The organism is Streptomyces sp. NPDC037389 (assembly GCF_040636475.1).
GTDB lineage: Bacteria > Actinomycetota > Actinomycetes > Streptomycetales > Streptomycetaceae > Streptomyces > Streptomyces hesseae.
On the sequence record NZ_JBEZUS010000015.1, the window covers coordinates 25949 to 41744 of the forward strand.

Here is a 15796-nt window from a genome sequence, read left to right on the forward strand (position 1 = left end):
CGGACGCCAGAACCAACGAGCATCCAGCAGCCTCAGCCCTTCGATGAGGGGCTTTCCAACGCATTCTCGGCTTGTTCCTTGTCGTCAGGGCCAGCCACATGGTCACTCTTTAGGGTGACCGCAGTGTATGGGGCGGTCTTCCTCGTGATCCTGAACTCTGCGACGAGATCCAGGGGTTCACAAGGAAGGCCGTGGGATGAGTGTGCTGGTGCATACTGGCGAGCGGGAGGCGTTCGCGGACCTGTCACGCTTTCGGACGGCCTTCTACGGGTGTCTGTCCGCGCGAGCGGATGCGTTCTTCGAACTGGCCGACGCGCTGCTGTGCGCGGACGGGCCGACACGGACGCCTGTGGAGCTGTCGCTACTCGCCGAGCACCAGCGTGGCTACGGCTCGCTGTACGGAGCCTTGAACCACGGCCGCCTCGACACCGATGCCTTGCGTGACCTGCTGATATCGCTGCCTCTGCCACGGTTCGGCGGGCGGATCGTGCTCACCGTGGACGTCTCCCCGTGGCTGCGCTCGGACGCGGCGTGCTCGCCGGAGCGGCTGTTCTGCCTGGTCCACGGCCGTAACGGCCGCTCATCGGACCATGTGGTGCCGGGCTGGCCGTACTCGTTCGTCGCCGCGCTCACCCCGGACCGGACCTCGTGGACGCAGGTCCTGGACATGGTCCGCCTCGGCCCCGCCGACGACATGGCGCTGGTGACCGCCCGCCAGCTGCGGGCCGTGGTCGAGCGCTTGATCACGGCCGGGCAGTGGCGGGAGGGCGACAGGAAGATCCTTGTCGTGATGGACGCCGGCTACGACCCGATGCGCCTGGCGCACGTCCTGTCCGATCTACCGGTCGAGGTGGCCGGACGCCTGCGCTCGGACCGCGTCCTGCGGCTCGCGAAGCCGGCCTACCTCTACGACCCCAAAGGCGGCCGGCCTCCGAAGCACGGGCCCCGGTTCAAGCTCGCCGACCCCGCCACCTGGCCCGAACCCACAGTGCTGACCAGGAACGACACCGCGCGCTACGGCAAGGCCGAAACCCAGGCATGGGACCGGATACACCCCTTGCTGACCCACCGCTCCGCGTGGATCGACGACAACGGAGAACTTCCCCTGGTCGAGGGCACCCTGCTCCGGCTGAAGGTCGACCACCTCCCCGGCGACCGCGACGCGCCACCCATCTGGCTGTGGTCCTCCGCCATCGGCGCCGACGCCGAGCACGTCGACTTCGTGTGGTCGTGCTACCTGCGGCGCTTCGACCTGGAGCACACATTCCGCCTGTTCAAGCAGACCCTCGGCTGGGCCAGGCCACGGCTGCGGAGCCCGGAGGCGGCGGACAGGCGGACCTGGCTGATTATCGCGGCGCACACCCAGCTCCGCCTCGCGCTCCCGCTCACCGTGGACCAGCGCAAGCCCTGGGAGAAGACCAGCCGGCCCGGCACCACGCTCACCCCGACCCGCGTCCGCCGCAGGTTCAGAAACATCCGACCACACCTCCGCAGTCCGGCCCGTGCACCCAAACCGTCCAGGCCAGGCCCCGGACGGCCCCCAGGCATCCCGAACCGGCACCGGCCGACCCGCCATGACGTGGGCAAAACCGTCAAGCGACCCGAGACGCTGATCGAACGTGACCGAAGCAGACCGCAACGATCAGAGCCTCAATGCAGAGAGTGACCGCCCGATGTAAAGGAACAAGCTGACCTGCGCGGAAACAGGTTGGAGGCCCTCACCCGACGCCCTTGTCGACGGAGGGGGATCCGGTCTCCCCACCCGCGGCTGGGACTTGGAAGGCTGTTCCGCCGCCGGTTCAGGGCTGGCGGATATAATCCGCCGAGTGACGACCATGAGTACGGGCTCCGATGTCGGCGCCTTATTACGAGACTGGCGCCGACGCAAGAAGGTCAGCCAGAGCGAGCTGGCCCTGCAAGCCGACGCATCGGCCCGGCACTTGAGCTTCGTCGAGACGGGACGCTCACGCCCGAGCCGCGAACTGGTCCTGCGGCTCGCGGACTGCCTGGAAATCCCGTTGAGACAGCGCAATACATTGCTGGTATCAGCGGGTTACGCCCCCACGTACCAGGAGACGCCGCTGGAGGCTCCCCGGCTGGCAGCCGTCCGGGAAGCGGTCAATCGGATTCTGGGAGCCCACGCGCCGTTCCCGGCCCTGGCGGTCGACGTCGACGAGAACATCGTCGCCATGAACGCCGGCACGGAGCTGCTCCTGCAAGAGGTGTCACCCCACCTCCTCGTGCCGCCACTCAACGTGATGCGGATCTGCCTCCACCCCGAAGGTCTGGTGCGGCAGGTGGTCAACGCCGAAGAGTGGCGCAGCCACCTCACCGGCCGGCTGTACCGGCAAGCCATCTACTCGGGCCGGGAGAGCCTGCGTCGCCTGTACGAAGAGGTGAGCGCGTACTGGCCCGACGCCTCGACGCCTCCCGGCCGCGGCGAGGATCTCTCGGACACGATCGTCGCCTCGATCCGTGTCCTGGGTCTGGGCACCGAACTCCAACTCTTCAGCACCATCGCCACGTTCGGTGCGGCCACGGACATCACCGTGGCAGAGCTGTCCCTCGAGACGATGCACCCCGCCGACCAGCGGACCGCCGCCGCTTTCCGGCGCGCCGCAGACGCGCGGACCGCCTGCGTCGAGCGGCCCGGTCAGACCTCTGTCGTCATTCCGTCATAAAGTCCAGCAGATCCGCGTTGAACCGGTCCGCGTGGGTGGCGAAGAGTCCGTGTGCCGCGCCCTTGTAACGGATGACGGTACTGTGCGGGATCAGCGCGGCGGTGGCTCCCGCGCAGAGCCCGATGGGCGCGCCCAAGTCGTCCTCGCCGTGCAGGATGAGGGTCGGCAGGGTGATCTTTGCCGTCTCGGCCCGCTGGTCGCTGGTGAAGAGGGACCGGTAGATCTCCACGGCAGCCCTCGGCGAGCAGTCGAGGGCCAGCTCCGCCAGCCAGCGCGTGAGTTCCGGCGAGAGGGGCGAACCGCCCGGATCGGCGTGCGCGCCCCCGAAGAACTGCCCGGCGAGCTCCGCCGCCCAGCGCGGACGGTCCCTGACCATGGCCTCGGTCATCCCCGTGAAGGCGGCGATGTCCAGGCCATCGGGGTTATCCGGCGTCTTCATCATAAAGGGAGTGGTCGAACCGACCAGTGCGAGCCGGGACACCCGGTCGGTTCCGTGGCGCGCCAAGTAGCGCACCGCCTCCCCACCCCCGAGCGCATAACCGACCAGCCCCGCGTCGCGCAGGTCGAGGTGGTCCATCAGGGCGGCGAGATCGTCTGCGAGGGAGTCGTAGTCGTAACCGTCCCACGGCTGGTCCGAGCGCCCGCAACCGCGCCGGTCGTAGGTGATGCAGCGCAGGCCGTGAGCGGCCAAGTACGGCGCCTGGAACTCCCACATCCGGGAGTTCATCATCGCGGTGCCCAGCAGCACTACCGGCCGGCCGGCACCCCAGTCGTTGTAGAAGAGCCCGACATCGTCGCTCGACTTTACAAAGGGCATTCCCATATGATTCCCGTCCCGGCATTCCGCGTCAATTACCTCCGAGGTAATGAAGAGCGACGGAAAAGCGGCATGTGAAGCCGCGATAAGGGCGTGCACCCTCGGCCGCAGCAGCGGTGACGCAAACCTGCCATATACAACAACCGGCCATTAACGGCCCCGCGGCCACACGAGCACACCTCCACCCGCCACCCGATCCGACCCACTGTGCCCGCTTTTGACAGGGCCCCGCGCGCAAGGAAATGTACCGAATGTCGGTTGGCTCATAATCACCCCCACTCGAAAATATGTGCTTGCGGACCGCCCGCCCAATACAATGTTCTCTGGTCAATGAGCTGACTGCCGTAAACGGGGGCGTTGATGAAGAGTTCCATGGCTTTGTCGTGGAAAAAATACCGACCTGCTCGGCCATCGGACACTCCCACTCTTTCCAGCCGCTCCCTATAGCCTGCGGCTTCTCACGCTGGGCGGATGCCTGCCCCCGTGCGGCATCCACCGAAGGGGCGTGATTCTCCCCTCCTCGAAGAGACGCACTAGTCCGCAAGGAGAACAGAACGTGAGGTTCAGAGTGCTCGGCTCCGTCGGAGTCGAAGTCGGGGGCCGCTACCGCGGAATCTCCGGATCGCGCCAGCGCACGCTGCTGGCAAGTCTGCTCGTCAGCAACTGCAGGCCCGTGCCCGCCGAACAACTCTACGCGGAATTATGGGGCGAAAGGCCGCCGCCGACCGTGGAGAACTCACTGCAGGCCCATGTCTACCGGCTGCGCCGCACCCTGCAGACCCTGGCCGGCTCCGAAGGTACCGCGCCGCCCCTCATCACCCGGGCCCCGGGCTATGTCCTGGACATACAACCGGAGGACCTGGACCTGAACGTCTTCCGGGAACGCACCGCTCTGGCCCGCCAGGCTCTGGCCACCGACCCCGGCCGGGCGTACACCTACTTCGAAGAGGCTCTGGACCTGTGGCGAGGGTCGCCGCTGCAGGACGTGAGCCTGGGACCGCTGTGCCAGAGCGTGGCACTACAGCTGGAGGAGGAACACCTCAGCGCGCTGGAGGAAAAACTCTGGCTCGGCATCGACCACGAAGATCCGAACCGTGTCATCGGTGAACTCAAGAGAATGAGTACGGTACACCCCTGGCGGGAGCGGATCACCGAAATGCTGATGCTGGCCCTCTACCGCGGCGGACGCCAGGCAGAGGCCGTCGCTGCCTACAACAGCGTGCGCAGCCGGATGGTCGACGAGCTGGGCATGGAACCCTCGAAGCAGTTGGAGCTGCGTTTCCAGGAAATTCTGAACCAGGCCCCGTCGCTGCATCTTTCACCGCTGGCCCGCTGATAGAAGCTGATCGAACCGGCATTCGGTCTCCTGGACGGACGGCAGTCGTCGAGCCACCGTTCAGGAGACGGCGCCGTGCGCCACCGGGCCCGGTACGGGCGAGCCTCCGCCACCGACGGGGGCGGTGACGGAGGCGGTCCAGGAAGGGCTTGGCACTGCGGTCCGGTCATGTGCGGGCGATCGCCAGCACCGCGTTCTGCCCGCCGAAACCGAAGGAATTGCTCAGGGCCAGGGAGATCCGGGCATCGGTCGCCGTGGTGGGAACCTCGATCTCCAGTCGTGGATCGAGGGTGCGCAGGCCCGCGTTGGGCGGCACGAGGCCCGTTTCCACCGTCAGTACGCTGAGCGCCGCCTCCACCGCGCCGGCCGCGCCCAAGAGGTGACCGGTGACCCCCTTGGTCGACGTGACCAGCGGCCTGTCCGGCAGCACCTTGCTCAACATCCGTGCTTCGACAAGGTCGTTCAGCGGAGTGGAAGTGCCGTGCGCGTTGACATGGTGGACGTCCGCCGGGGCAGCACCCGCGTCCCGGAGTACGGCGCGCAGTACCGCCTCGACGCCCTTCCCCTCCGGATGAGGGCTTGTCATGTGGTGGGCGTCCGCTCCGGCCGCGTATCCGGTGATGCGGGCACGTGCGCGGGTGCCACGGGCCCTGGCATCGGCCATCCGCTCCAGGACGAGTACGCCGGCGCCCTCCCCCGCCACGAAACCGTCACGATCGACGTCGAATGGCCGGGAGGCGCTTCCCGGGTCGTCCTCGCGACGGGAGAGCGCTCCCATCTTGGCGAAGCCCGCCATCACCAATGGCGTGATCATAGCCTCGCTGCCGCCGGCCAGTACGACGTCGCAGCGGTCCAGCAGGAGCAGGTCCCGCGCCGTACCGATCGCGGTCGCCCCGGACGCACAGGCAGTGGCCACCACGATGTTGGGGCCGGTGGCCCCGAACTCGATGGCCGTCTGCCCCGCCAGCATGTTGGGCAGTTGCATGGGCAGTAGCAGTGGCGAGACCTTGGCCGGGCCCTCTTCCAACAGCACACGGTGCTGTGCCTCCACGGTACCCGGGCCGCCGTCGGCACAGCCCAGTACGACACCGACACGCGCCCCGTCCCAGGTCGCCGGGTCGAGCCCGGCGTCCGCCAGTGCCTCTCGGGCCGCCACCAGGGCGAACCGCACGAAAGGATCGAGCCGCAGTGCCCGGCGTCCCCCCAGCAGCGCGTCGGCGTCGAAGTCCGGAACCCGGCAGGACAGCCGGACGGTGTTGCCTGCCAGGGCGGGGTCGAGTGCAGCGGTGGGCCGGCCGGTACGGACGGCCTCCCAACTCGCGTCGACCCCGACTCCCCCCGGCGTCACCAGGCCGAGACCCGTGACCGCGATGTCGGAGGCGGCCATCAGACCTTCGTGCTCCTCTGCTCCATCAGCCGGGCCATGTCACCGATCGTGGCGGCTTCCAGCAGTTCGTCGTCGCTGATGGCCATGCCCAGCTCCTTCTCCAGCAGCAGGGACAGCTCGACGACCGCCAGCGAGTCCAGCTCGACCTCCTCCCTCGTGGCGTCGGGCGTGACCTGCTCCGGCGACACCTTGAGCTTGCTGACCAGGATTTCCTTCAGGGTTTCAAACATGAGTCGTCTCCTTGACTTTGATCGGTCTTCGCTTGCGCTCCGCTCCGGCCACCGGGCCGGCTGTCAACCCGCCTTGATGTCAGGCCAGATCACGGTGGTCGCGCCCCACGCCAGCCCACCGCCGAAAGCGGTGAGCAGCAGCCGGTGCCCCGGCAGCAGAGCGCCCTCGGCCGCTGACCGAGCCAGCAGGAGGGGGATGGACGCGGCCCCCGTGTTACCCACGTGTTCGATGTTGGACAGCTGACGCGTGGCGGGGATGCCCAGTTCCTGCGCCACCGCGCTGAGGATGCGGGCGTTCGCCTGATGGGCGGCGAACCGGTCGACGTCGTCCGCGGTGGTCCAGCCGGCGGACTCGGCGGCCGACCGCGAGGCCGCTGTCATACGGGTGACCGCGTGCCGGTACGTCTCACGGCCCCGCATGCGGAAGTACTCCTCACCGGCTTTCGGCGCGACGCCGGAGGAACGGGTGCGGGAGCCGCCCGCCGGGACTTCGATCAGGTCGCTGAGCCCGCCGTCGCTGCCCAGGACGATCCGGCCGATCGCACCCGGCTCCTCGTGACCGCCCGCCCGCAGCACCACCGCACCGGCTCCGTCGGCGAAGATCACCGAGGTTCCGCGGTCGTTCGGGTCGATGATCGTGGTGAAGGCGTCCGCGGCGATCAGCAGGACGCGTTCGGCCACCCCGGACGCGATCAGTCCCGCGGCCGTGGCGAGTCCGTACAGGAAGCCGGTACAGACGGCCGCGATGTCGAAGGCCGCGACGCCACCCAGACCGAGCCTGTTGGCGACCTCGGGGGCGGTGGCCGGGCAGGGCCGGTCCGGTGTGGTGGTCGCCAGCACCACCGCGTCCGGGAGCCGCTCGCCCGCTGACTCCAGCGCCCTGCGTCCCGCCTCCACCGCCAGGTCGGAGGTGGCCGTGCCGGGCGTGATCACGTGCCGACGGGCGATCCCGGTGCGGCTGCGGATCCACGCGTCATCGGTGTCCAGCCGGGCCGCGAGGTCGTCGTTGGTCACCACGTCCGGCGGCAGGTACGCACCGATGCCGGTTATCACCGCCGCCGGCCCGTAGCGGCGGGTGATGTCCGCGGCCTCGGCAGCGACGGGGCTCACGCCGACGTCCCTTGGATGCCGAGCACGTCCGGGGGCAGTCCCATGTAGGCCAACCGGGTCCTGGCCATCTCGTCGGTCCAGTGCTCGGCCATGTCGTAACGCTGGTCGGGAGTGGTGTCGATCATCCGTACACCGGGCCAGATCTCGTAGTCGCCGACCTTGTCGGCGTGTTCGGCCATCCCCTGCTGGAAGAGCTCCTCGCGGTGGATGACGAACTCGCGGTCGGGCACCACGTCCCACATCCGCGCCCCGGCCTGAATGATCTCCAGCACCCGGTCCCGCGCCTCGGGATGCCGCTCCAGGTGCTCCTTGAGGATGGTGCTGGCCACCGTCAGATGGCGGATCTCGTCGATCGCCGTGCCCCGGGAGATCTCCCCCGTGGCCGGGGACAGCGGGGTCCATTTACGTTCGCTCAGCTCGGCCGCCGGAGCGAGCACCCCTTCGATGACGATGGCGAACACGGCGACGCCGCCGATGAAGTCGCCCTGGTCGCGCACGATGTCGAGGGTGAAGTCCTCCACCGGCTGCAATACCCGGCGCCGGTAGTCCGCCGACATCTCTTCGATGTCCGCCAGGAGCGTGGCTTCGGACATACCGAGCTCCACCAGGTGATTGCGGAAGACCCGGGCGTGCCGCGCCTCGTCCAGCAGCTGGGTGGCGTAGAACTCCATCTCCGGGACGCCGGGGGCAATGGTCACGTAGTGGCCGAGCAGCCGGGTGGCGATCTCCTCGGACAGCCCGCGGAAGCCGAACTCCAGGACCAGGGCCTCGCGCAGCGGTCCAGGGGCGCGCAGGAAGTTCGGCACGCCGGCGTCCTTGTGGTGTCCGCTCTCGCCCCGGTCACGCAAGGTGCCCTGCGCGACGGAGGTGATCCAGTAGGCGAGGTCGCAGTCGCGCGGCCCGAGCGTCAGTTTCATGGCCCCGTCCAGGAGGCCAGGGGCGGTGTCCCAGTCGGCCTCGGGTGCCGTGGTTCCGTCGTAGGGGGTGGTGGTCATGGTCCTGCCTTCTCCTTCATGGGACGTGGTTCTGGTGCCACGAGGCGTCAAGAGCCGGATGCCGGTGCCGGCCCGGTGAAGGCCGAGCCGCCCCGCAGACAGACCCCCATCAGCAGCGGGGCCTTCGACACCCGGGTCACGCTGCTGATGGTCGTGCCGTGCGGCCGGTCCTCGTGGCGTACCGTCACGACGGTGACCGGCGCCGCGAGCCGGCGCAGCGCCTCCTGCCGGACGAGGGGTGCTCCCGTCACCGTGGTCACCGGATCGCCTCCGGTGCCGCGGCTCCCGGTGCCTCGGCGGAGTGCCGCGCGGCCGGTATGTGCCCGACCGGCGCCGGGTCCGGCACATGGCCGACCGGCTTGGGGTGCGCGATGCCGAGGTCGTCCAGCAGTCTCAGGTAGCCCTTCTGCCGAACCGGCTCGAAGGGCAGCGCGAAGGCCTTCATGAAGTTGCCGAACAGGCCGCGGTCGCCGAAGAGGTGGAAGGGCAGCACCAGCAGCGCCCACTCCGGCCGGACCAGCCAGCACCACAGCGCCGCGACGGCGCCCTGGGTGATCAGGCTGTGCATCACGTTGTAGAGCACGTAGTAGGTCTTGGCGATGGGCTTGCCGCCACCGCGCCGGAACGCGATGGCTCCCGGGATGTAGCCGATCAGGTCGATGTAGAGGAACAGCGCGATCGCCGGCAGCCAGCGGATCTCGTCGAGGCGCGCGATGATCAGTCCGGTCGTCACGGCCAGACCGACCAGGTACTCGGCGCGGTGCAGGGAGTAGGTCCTCGGCGTCTCGAAGGGGTTGGCCTGGTCCACGGTTCGCCTCCTGTGTCTTACCGCGGTTCATGGATGCGTGGGCTCATGCCGTGACCGGGGCCCCGGCCTCGGGAGTGCCCAGGTCCACGTCGCCCAGCAGTTCGGTGCCGGGGAAGAGGCCGGCGACCGCCCAGGCGATGGTCTCCTTGATGACGCGTTCGGCGATGGGGTCGAGGATGCCTTCGAGACTGGGGATGCCGAAGTCGAAATCGGCTTCGAAGCGCAGGCGGACGTCGTCGCCGTCCTGCGTCAGCAGCCAGGTGCCGGCGAAGCTGTCGAAGTCCCCGTCGGACTGTTCGAAGTGGATCTCCAACGTGTCGGGGTGGAAGCGATCGTCCTCCGTCCAGCGCAACAGACCACTGCGGAACTCCAGTTCCCAGCTGGAGCTGCACTCCTCCGCCGGGTGGGCGGCGTGCACGGTGGTGGCTCGTACGTGCGGTGCGAGCTCCGGGTACCGCTCCCAGCGCTGGACGGCTTCGAAAACGGTCTTCGCCTTCTCGGAGCGCACCAGGACGTCCAGTTCGACATGTCGCACGATCGGTTACCGCCTTCCGGGCATCGTGGCCGAGCCGCTGATCAGGTGGCGGGTGGCCTTGTCGAAGGAGTCGAGCAGAAAGTCCATGTCATGGTTGGTGAGGACGGCCGGCGGCGTGAAGCGCACCACGGAACTTCCGTTCATGGAGTGGTTGGCGACGACCCCCTGGTTGAACAGCTCGATCAGCAGCTCGCCGGCCAGGCCGGCCTCGACCAGTTCGACGCCGATCAGCAGACCCTGGCCGCGGACGTCGACGAGCTGATCGGGGATGTTCCGGTGGGCTATCTCCGCGATCCGCGGCAGCAGCCGAGCCCCCAGGTCCATCGCACGGGTGACCAGCCGGTCCTCATGGATGGCCCGTATCGCGCCCTGCACGGCGGCCATCAGCAGCGGCTGGCCGGAGAACGTGGCGGTGTGGACGTACGGGTCCTTGTCGAACGGGCGGAACGCCTTGCGGGTGGCGACGGCCGCGGATACCGGGACCACCCCGCCGCCCAGGGCCTTGCCCGCGAGCAGGACGTCGGGGACGACGCCTTCGGTGTCGGCGCCCCACCACTCGCCCAGCCGCCCGAAGCCGGACTGCACCTCGTCCAGGATCAGGAACCCGTCGTATTCGCGGACCAGTTCCTCGACCTGCTTGAGGTATCCCTTGGGCGGGATGATCACTCCGCCCTCGCCCTGGACGGGCTCGAGGATGACGCAGACCTCGCCGGGGTGCGCGGCGAGCTCGTGCTCCAGGGCCTCCGCTTCGCCGAAGGGCAGATGGGTGAAGTCCGGGATCAACGGACGGAAGGGCTTCTGGTAGACCTCCTTCGCCGTGGCCGACAGCGCACCGAGGGTCTTGCCGTGGTACCCGCCGTGCATGGCGACCGTGCGGCGGCGGCCGTTGGCCCGGGCCAGCTTGAGGCCGGTTTCCACGGCCTCGGCGCCGGAGAGCGCGAAGTGCACCCGGTCCAGGCCGGGCGGGGTGATGGAGACGAGCGCCTCGGCCGCCCGCGCCACCGTGGGCTCCAGCAGGATGCGGGTGGCGGTCGGATGGGTCCGCAGCTGGCGCTCGACCTCCTCCATGACGACGGGGTGCCGGGCTCCCATGATGAAGACGCCGTAGCCACCGGCGTTGAGGAAGCGCTCGCCGTCGCTCGTGGTGAGCCACGCCCCGGAGGACTCCACCTCCATATGGCTGCCGAACAGTTCGGCGAGGGTGGCCCGCCCCTTGCTCAGGTGGGCGCGGTACAGGCCGAGGATCTCCTCCTCCGTGTCGGGGGTGGTCCTGGCCTCGGGTACGACGGTCATCGCGGGGCTCCTGTGGGCAGGTACGCGCCGGGCGGCGGCGCGGGCGTGGACGGGTGGGAGGCGGGGGTCACGCCAACTCCAGCGGGGCGCCGGCGAACCACTTGAGCAGCGGGTTCTCGGCGGAGGCCCGACCCGGCGGGTGGAACATGAGCGGGCGGACCGCGGCAGCCAGCCGGGCGTTCTCGTTCGACCGGATGAAGTCGATGCCGCCGAGCAGTTCCAGCGACCGGTCCGCCGCCCCGGTCAGGGCCTCCTGAGCGGCGTACCGGGCCACCAGTACCTCGGCGACGGCCGCCTCGCCCGCCAGCCCGTCCCGTACCGCCCGGGCGGTACCTCCCAGCAGCGCGAAGGCCGCTTCCACGCGCAGCGCGAGTTCCGCGCGGTCGTTCGGGCCGCCCCGCTCCCTGTCGATGACCCGGTCGACGAGGGCCGTCGCGGCGCCGGCGTAGCCCGCGGAGATCAGGAGCTCGAACCAGACGAATCCGGCTGTCTGCAGGTCCTCCAGACGGCCGGGGTCGTCGGCGGCCGTCGTCACCACCAGTTCCTCCGAGACGAAGACGTCCTCGAGCCGCACCTCGTCGCTCTCGGCGGCGGCGAGTACCTCGTTGTCCCAGAAGTGGTGGACGGACAGGCCGGGCGAGGACGCCGGCACCAGGGCCAGGGCCAGTTCGGGCGTGCCGTCCGCGCCCGGCACGGCGATGCTCGCGGTGAGCAGGTCCATCGAGCCGGCCAGGCTGCAGGGCTTCTTGGAGCCGTTGAGGAGGTAGCCGCCCTCGGTCCTGGCCGCGGTCACCGCCGGGGCGAGGATGTTCTGCTGGGTACTGCCCTCCGCCCAGCCGGAGGCCAGTAGCCGCCTGCCGGGTGCCACCTCGTGCAGCAGTTCGAGCTGGGCGGCGTTGAGCCGGCCGGGGTCGGCGGCCAGGGCGTAGAGCATCGCCACGGTGAAGTGGTGCATGGCAGTCGCCGCCGCGAGCGAGGGGGACAGTGAGCCAACGGCGCGTTGCACGCGAATGGCCTCCAGCACGTCGGCCCCGAGGCCACCGTATTCGGTGGGGACCAGCAGACCCGCTCCTCCATGGTCGCGGAAGAGGCCGATCACCTGGCTGCCGCGGGCCTCCCGCTCCGCGTACGGAATGCTTTCCAGGGTCTTGAGCAGGCCCGGGAAGAACCGCTCGGTCAGTTCTCTGGCGTGTTCGAGTGAGCGCATGGAACATCCAATGCCGATTCGGGCACCGCTGCCGCCCCGCGGGGCCGCGGTGTCAGGAGCCGAAGACCGCGTCGCGCGGGCTGATGTCGTCGGCGATGCTGACCCCTTGCACATGCGAGGTCTTGAGCATCGGGTAGTTGGCCTCGCCGAAGACGCCACCGGTCAGCCCGGTGCCTCCGTGGCTGGGCAGATACGGGAGGAACCCGATGTGCGAGTCGTTCACCTTCAGCAGGCCGCCGTTGACCACGCGCTGCACGAACGTGTCGATCACCGCGGGTTCCTTGGCCCACAGCGAGTTGCGCAGTCCGTAATCGTTGCTGTTGACGAACGTGACGAAGTCCTCCAGAAGGCTGTCGTCGTCATCGGCCTCGGCGACGACGATCGGCAGCAGCGGGAAGAACGTCTCGTGCCGTACGACGTCGAACCCGCGGGCGTGGACCAGGCCGTCGACGCGCAGCACGGTCGGCTGGAGGAACACCCCGGATTCCGACGGGGTTCCGTCCAGTTCGGTGCGCCGGCCGCCGGTGACCAGCTCGGCGCCCTGGTCCAGGGCCTGCCGGAGCAGGGCGAAGAAGCGCTCGCTGCGGCGTACGGGCGACAGCAGGACGTCCTCGTCCTCCGGGTATCCGGGACGTACCTCCGCGGCACGCTCGGCGACCTCCGCGATGAGACGGTCGGCGATGGAGGGATGGACCAGCACGTAGTTGGGGACCATGCAGATCTGACCGGAACCGTAGAACGCCTCGGCGATTGCCTCGGCGGCCTTCGCCACGTCCGCGTCCTTCCAGACCACTATGCCGTCGTTGCCGGCCAGTTCGAGGATCGGTTTCTTTCCGGCGGCGACGCAGCGCTCCTGGAAGCGCAGGCCCTCCTGGCTGCCACCGATGTAGAAGATGTCGTCGATCAGTGGGTCGGCCAGCCAGCGCTCCAGGGTCTGGCGGGGGTTGCCGCACACCGCGTTCAGCACGCCCGGAGGCGCACCGGCTTCGTCCAGGAGCGGCCCCACCACGTCCCGCATCAGCCACATCGTGCTGAGCGCGATGCTGCGCGGGGCGCGGACGACCACGCTGTTGCCCGCCATGAGTGCCAGTACGGCCAGGGCGGCGCTCGGGGCCGGGGCGTTCTGCGGAGGGTTGAAGGCGATCACGCCGTCGGGCTGCCTGCGGACGATCAGCCGCCGGGGCCCGTGCCGGAACTCGGTGTGCATCTGGCTCCGGTACCACTCCAGGCTCTCCTCGCTGAAGACCTGCAGCAGGCAGCTCAGCTCCCATCGGGCGAGCCGTACCGGGTGGGCCTCGGTGACGAGCATCTCCACAAACTCGTCCTGATGTCGCAGGAGTTCCTCGCGGAATCGGGTGCCCAGGAGCATGCGGCGCTCCAGTGGCACCGCGGCCCAGCCGGGTGCCGCCGCCGCTGCCGCCTCGGTGGCGAGGTCGATCGCGTCGTCGCCGGCGATGGCGCAGCGGCCGGCGACATAGGGGTGCTGGGCGGCTTCGGACTCCGGGTCGCTTTCCAGTTCCCGTTTGAGCCCGACGCTGGTGAAAACATCCTCGAGCAGCGACCGGGAACTGACCGTATAGACCCAGCCGTCGCCGTCGACGTCCTTTCCGGCTATGTAGAGCTTGTAGCTGTGCAGTGGCTTTTCGCGCATGAATACGCCTTCCCGGTGTCACCGGCACGCGGGGCGGTTCGACTGATCTGGTCCCCGTATCGCCGCACATCACTTCCGAAGCGGATCGATGCTTTCAGCCCGACCTGATCCGCTGCTGACATCTCCCTGACCGTCGGCCCGGCTCCCTTCCGTGCGGCATGAAAAAGCCCGGCCGCCGAAGTGAGGCAGCCGGGCCCGTATACATGTCCGTCGCGGAGAGGGCAGGATTTGAACCTGCGTTGGCGTGAACCAGACCGCCGTTGAGCCAACGGTCCCCGATAGGCCGCTCCGGGCACCTCTCCTCGATCCCGGCGTGGTATCCCCCGCCGTTCACGGGAATGAGCATGGCACATGGATCTGATACGCACCTGACACGCCTCTGACACCGGAAAGTTCCCCCCTTCCGGCAGGTAATTCCAGCTGCTCTAATTTCCCTGTAGCCCCCGACCCAGTCCTGCCAGACCCACCCGACAGGGAGCACAGCATGCCCGCGCCCACATCCGCAGAAAGCCTGGTCCTGCATGCCGTGCGCCGGCACACGCAGGCGGAGAACCCGAGTTCTTTTCTCGCCCTGAACAGCGGAAACGAAATATTTACCGACCCGGCGGCGGACGGCGTGATCATCTACCGGCACACCGGCCGTTTCCTGGTGCAATTAGGCGGCCCGTTCGCCGCGGCGGATTCCTACGGCGCACTGCTGGACCGATTTGCGGCACACGCACGCGCCCTGGGGCTGGGCCTCGTCGGGGTGCAGCTCCAGCGCGCCGACGCCGAGCGTTACGCCCAGAAGGGCTTCACCGTGAACCAGATCGGGGCCTCCTGGGCGGTGCGGCTGCCCGACTTCACGCTGCGCGGGACCAAGTTCATGCAGCTGCGCAACAAGATCTCTCGTGCGCTCCGCAACGGCCTGCAAGTCAGCGAGGTGGACGCCGACCAGTGGCAGGACCGGCTGCGGGAGATCGATGGGGCCTGGCTCGCCACCAAGGGCGAGGCGCCGCGGGCCCTGGAATTCCTGGTCGGGCAGCTCGGGGGCCCGGCGCAGACGCATCGGCGGCTTTTCCTCGGCACGATCGAGGACCGTCCGGTGGGATACATTTCCTATTCACCGGTGTACGGGAGCCGCGCGGGCTGGATGCACGATCTCAGCCGCCGTATCCCGGACGGCTCTCCCGGACTGATGGAGGCCATCAACGCCCACGCGATCGAGGTATTCAGGTCGGAGGGGGAAGAGTGGCTGCACTTCGGGTTCACACCGTTCACCGGCCTGGACGAGGACCTCGAACTTCCCGGGCACAGCCCTTCCTTCCACTGGCTCATGCGCTTTCTGTGGGAGCACGGGGAGCAGCTGTACCCGGCCAAGTCCCAACTGGCCTACAAGGAGAAGTGGGCACCGGAGCTGCGGATTCCCGAGTACGTGGCCTTCGACGGCGAAGCGTCGCTCGCCGGTTTCGCCCATATCTTCCGTGCCTGCAACGCCTTTTGAGACACCCATATTTTTCTGCCCCCCACACACAAACCCCCCCACAATCCCCTCTGCCACCAGGAGATGACCATGTCCCAGGCCCAGCAGCAGGTAGGCAAGCCGGATTACAAGAGTGTGGAGTCCCTGCAGAACTCGCTGGTCGAGTTCCTCATGGCGATCATCGGCGCCCCGGACGACGAGACGCTCGCCCGTGACGCGGACGCGGCCGTGCGGGCGCTGGACGCCCGCCTCCGGACGGGGCCGGCCGGTACCTGACGGCGGCC

16 protein-coding genes and 1 tRNA gene are annotated in these 15796 nt (G+C 68.7%); 5 read left to right on the forward strand and 12 right to left on the reverse strand.

Annotated features, from left to right (window positions below):
- The first annotated feature begins 196 nt into the window (after positions 1-196).
- Both AB0E98_RS27815 and AB0E98_RS27820 read left to right on the forward strand, forming a co-directional pair.
- Complete coding sequence (locus AB0E98_RS27815; RefSeq protein ID WP_361707734.1) at positions 197-1666, forward strand: NF041680 family putative transposase; 1470 nt, start codon at positions 197-199, stop codon at positions 1664-1666.
- A gap of 169 nt (positions 1667-1835) precedes the next feature.
- Positions 1836-2681, forward strand: a complete 846-nt coding sequence (locus AB0E98_RS27820; RefSeq protein WP_361707964.1) for a helix-turn-helix transcriptional regulator — start codon at positions 1836-1838, stop codon at positions 2679-2681.
- On the opposite strand, the gene AB0E98_RS27825 is transcribed toward AB0E98_RS27820, so the two are convergent.
- Positions 2668-3498 (reverse strand): alpha/beta hydrolase, encoded by an 831-nt coding sequence (locus tag AB0E98_RS27825; protein ID WP_361707736.1) that lies wholly within the window; start codon positions 3496-3498, stop codon positions 2668-2670. The genes AB0E98_RS27820 and AB0E98_RS27825 overlap by 14 nt on opposite strands.
- Before the next feature lie 556 nt (positions 3499-4054).
- Between AB0E98_RS27825 and AB0E98_RS27830 the strand changes: the two genes are divergently transcribed.
- Entirely contained in the window at positions 4055-4834 is a 780-nt protein-coding gene (locus AB0E98_RS27830) for an AfsR/SARP family transcriptional regulator (protein WP_361707739.1), read from the forward strand.
- Between the two features lie 166 nt (positions 4835-5000).
- On the opposite strand, the gene AB0E98_RS27835 is transcribed toward AB0E98_RS27830, so the two are convergent.
- From AB0E98_RS27835 to AB0E98_RS27885, 11 genes are all read right to left on the reverse strand, one after another.
- The gene (locus AB0E98_RS27835; protein ID WP_361707741.1) at positions 5001-6221 is read right to left on the reverse strand and encodes a beta-ketoacyl-[acyl-carrier-protein] synthase family protein; all 1221 of its coding nucleotides are present in this window, start codon (positions 6219-6221) and stop codon (positions 5001-5003) included.
- Positions 6221-6451: an acyl carrier protein gene (locus AB0E98_RS27840; RefSeq protein ID WP_361707744.1), complete on the reverse strand. Its 231-nt coding sequence runs from the start codon at positions 6449-6451 to the stop codon at positions 6221-6223. Before AB0E98_RS27840 ends, AB0E98_RS27835 begins: the two co-directional genes overlap by 1 nt.
- 63 nt (positions 6452-6514) lie before the next feature.
- On the reverse strand, positions 6515-7561 hold the full coding sequence (locus tag AB0E98_RS27845; protein WP_361707747.1) for a beta-ketoacyl-ACP synthase III: 1047 nt from the start codon (positions 7559-7561) through the stop codon (positions 6515-6517).
- Positions 7558-8556: a VlmB-like protein gene (locus tag AB0E98_RS27850; RefSeq protein ID WP_361707750.1), complete on the reverse strand. Its 999-nt coding sequence runs from the start codon at positions 8554-8556 to the stop codon at positions 7558-7560. The genes AB0E98_RS27845 and AB0E98_RS27850 overlap by 4 nt, the downstream gene beginning before the upstream one ends.
- Before the next feature lie 47 nt (positions 8557-8603).
- Positions 8604-8807, reverse strand: a complete 204-nt coding sequence (locus AB0E98_RS27855; protein WP_361707752.1) for a flavin reductase — start codon at positions 8805-8807, stop codon at positions 8604-8606.
- 5 nt (positions 8808-8812) lie between these two features.
- Positions 8813-9364 carry a hypothetical protein gene (locus tag AB0E98_RS27860; protein WP_361707754.1) on the reverse strand — a complete coding sequence of 184 codons (552 nt, stop codon included), beginning with the start codon at positions 9362-9364 and terminating at the stop codon, positions 8813-8815.
- A 43-nt stretch (positions 9365-9407) separates the two neighbouring features.
- A complete protein-coding gene (locus AB0E98_RS27865; protein WP_361707757.1) occupies positions 9408-9899 on the reverse strand; it encodes an SRPBCC family protein in 492 nt (163 codons plus the stop codon).
- Between the two features lie 6 nt (positions 9900-9905).
- Positions 9906-11192, reverse strand: a complete 1287-nt coding sequence (locus tag AB0E98_RS27870; protein WP_361707760.1) for an aminotransferase class III-fold pyridoxal phosphate-dependent enzyme — start codon at positions 11190-11192, stop codon at positions 9906-9908.
- Positions 11193-11259: 67 nt separating this feature from the next.
- On the reverse strand, positions 11260-12399 hold the full coding sequence (locus tag AB0E98_RS27875; protein WP_361707763.1) for an acyl-CoA dehydrogenase family protein: 1140 nt from the start codon (positions 12397-12399) through the stop codon (positions 11260-11262).
- Between the two features lie 52 nt (positions 12400-12451).
- Complete coding sequence (locus AB0E98_RS27880) at positions 12452-14050, reverse strand: aldehyde dehydrogenase (RefSeq protein WP_361707766.1); 1599 nt, start codon at positions 14048-14050, stop codon at positions 12452-12454.
- Between the two features lie 213 nt (positions 14051-14263).
- A tRNA-OTHER gene (locus AB0E98_RS27885) sits at positions 14264-14352 on the reverse strand.
- 182 nt (positions 14353-14534) lie between these two features.
- Here AB0E98_RS27885 and AB0E98_RS27890 point away from each other — a divergent pair.
- Positions 14535-15533, forward strand: coding sequence for a DUF2156 domain-containing protein (locus tag AB0E98_RS27890; RefSeq protein ID WP_361707768.1), 999 nt, complete (start codon positions 14535-14537; stop codon positions 15531-15533).
- A gap of 69 nt (positions 15534-15602) precedes the next feature.
- Positions 15603-15788, forward strand: a complete 186-nt coding sequence (locus AB0E98_RS27895) for a hypothetical protein (RefSeq protein ID WP_361707770.1) — start codon at positions 15603-15605, stop codon at positions 15786-15788.
- Positions 15789-15796: the final 8 nt, after the last annotated feature.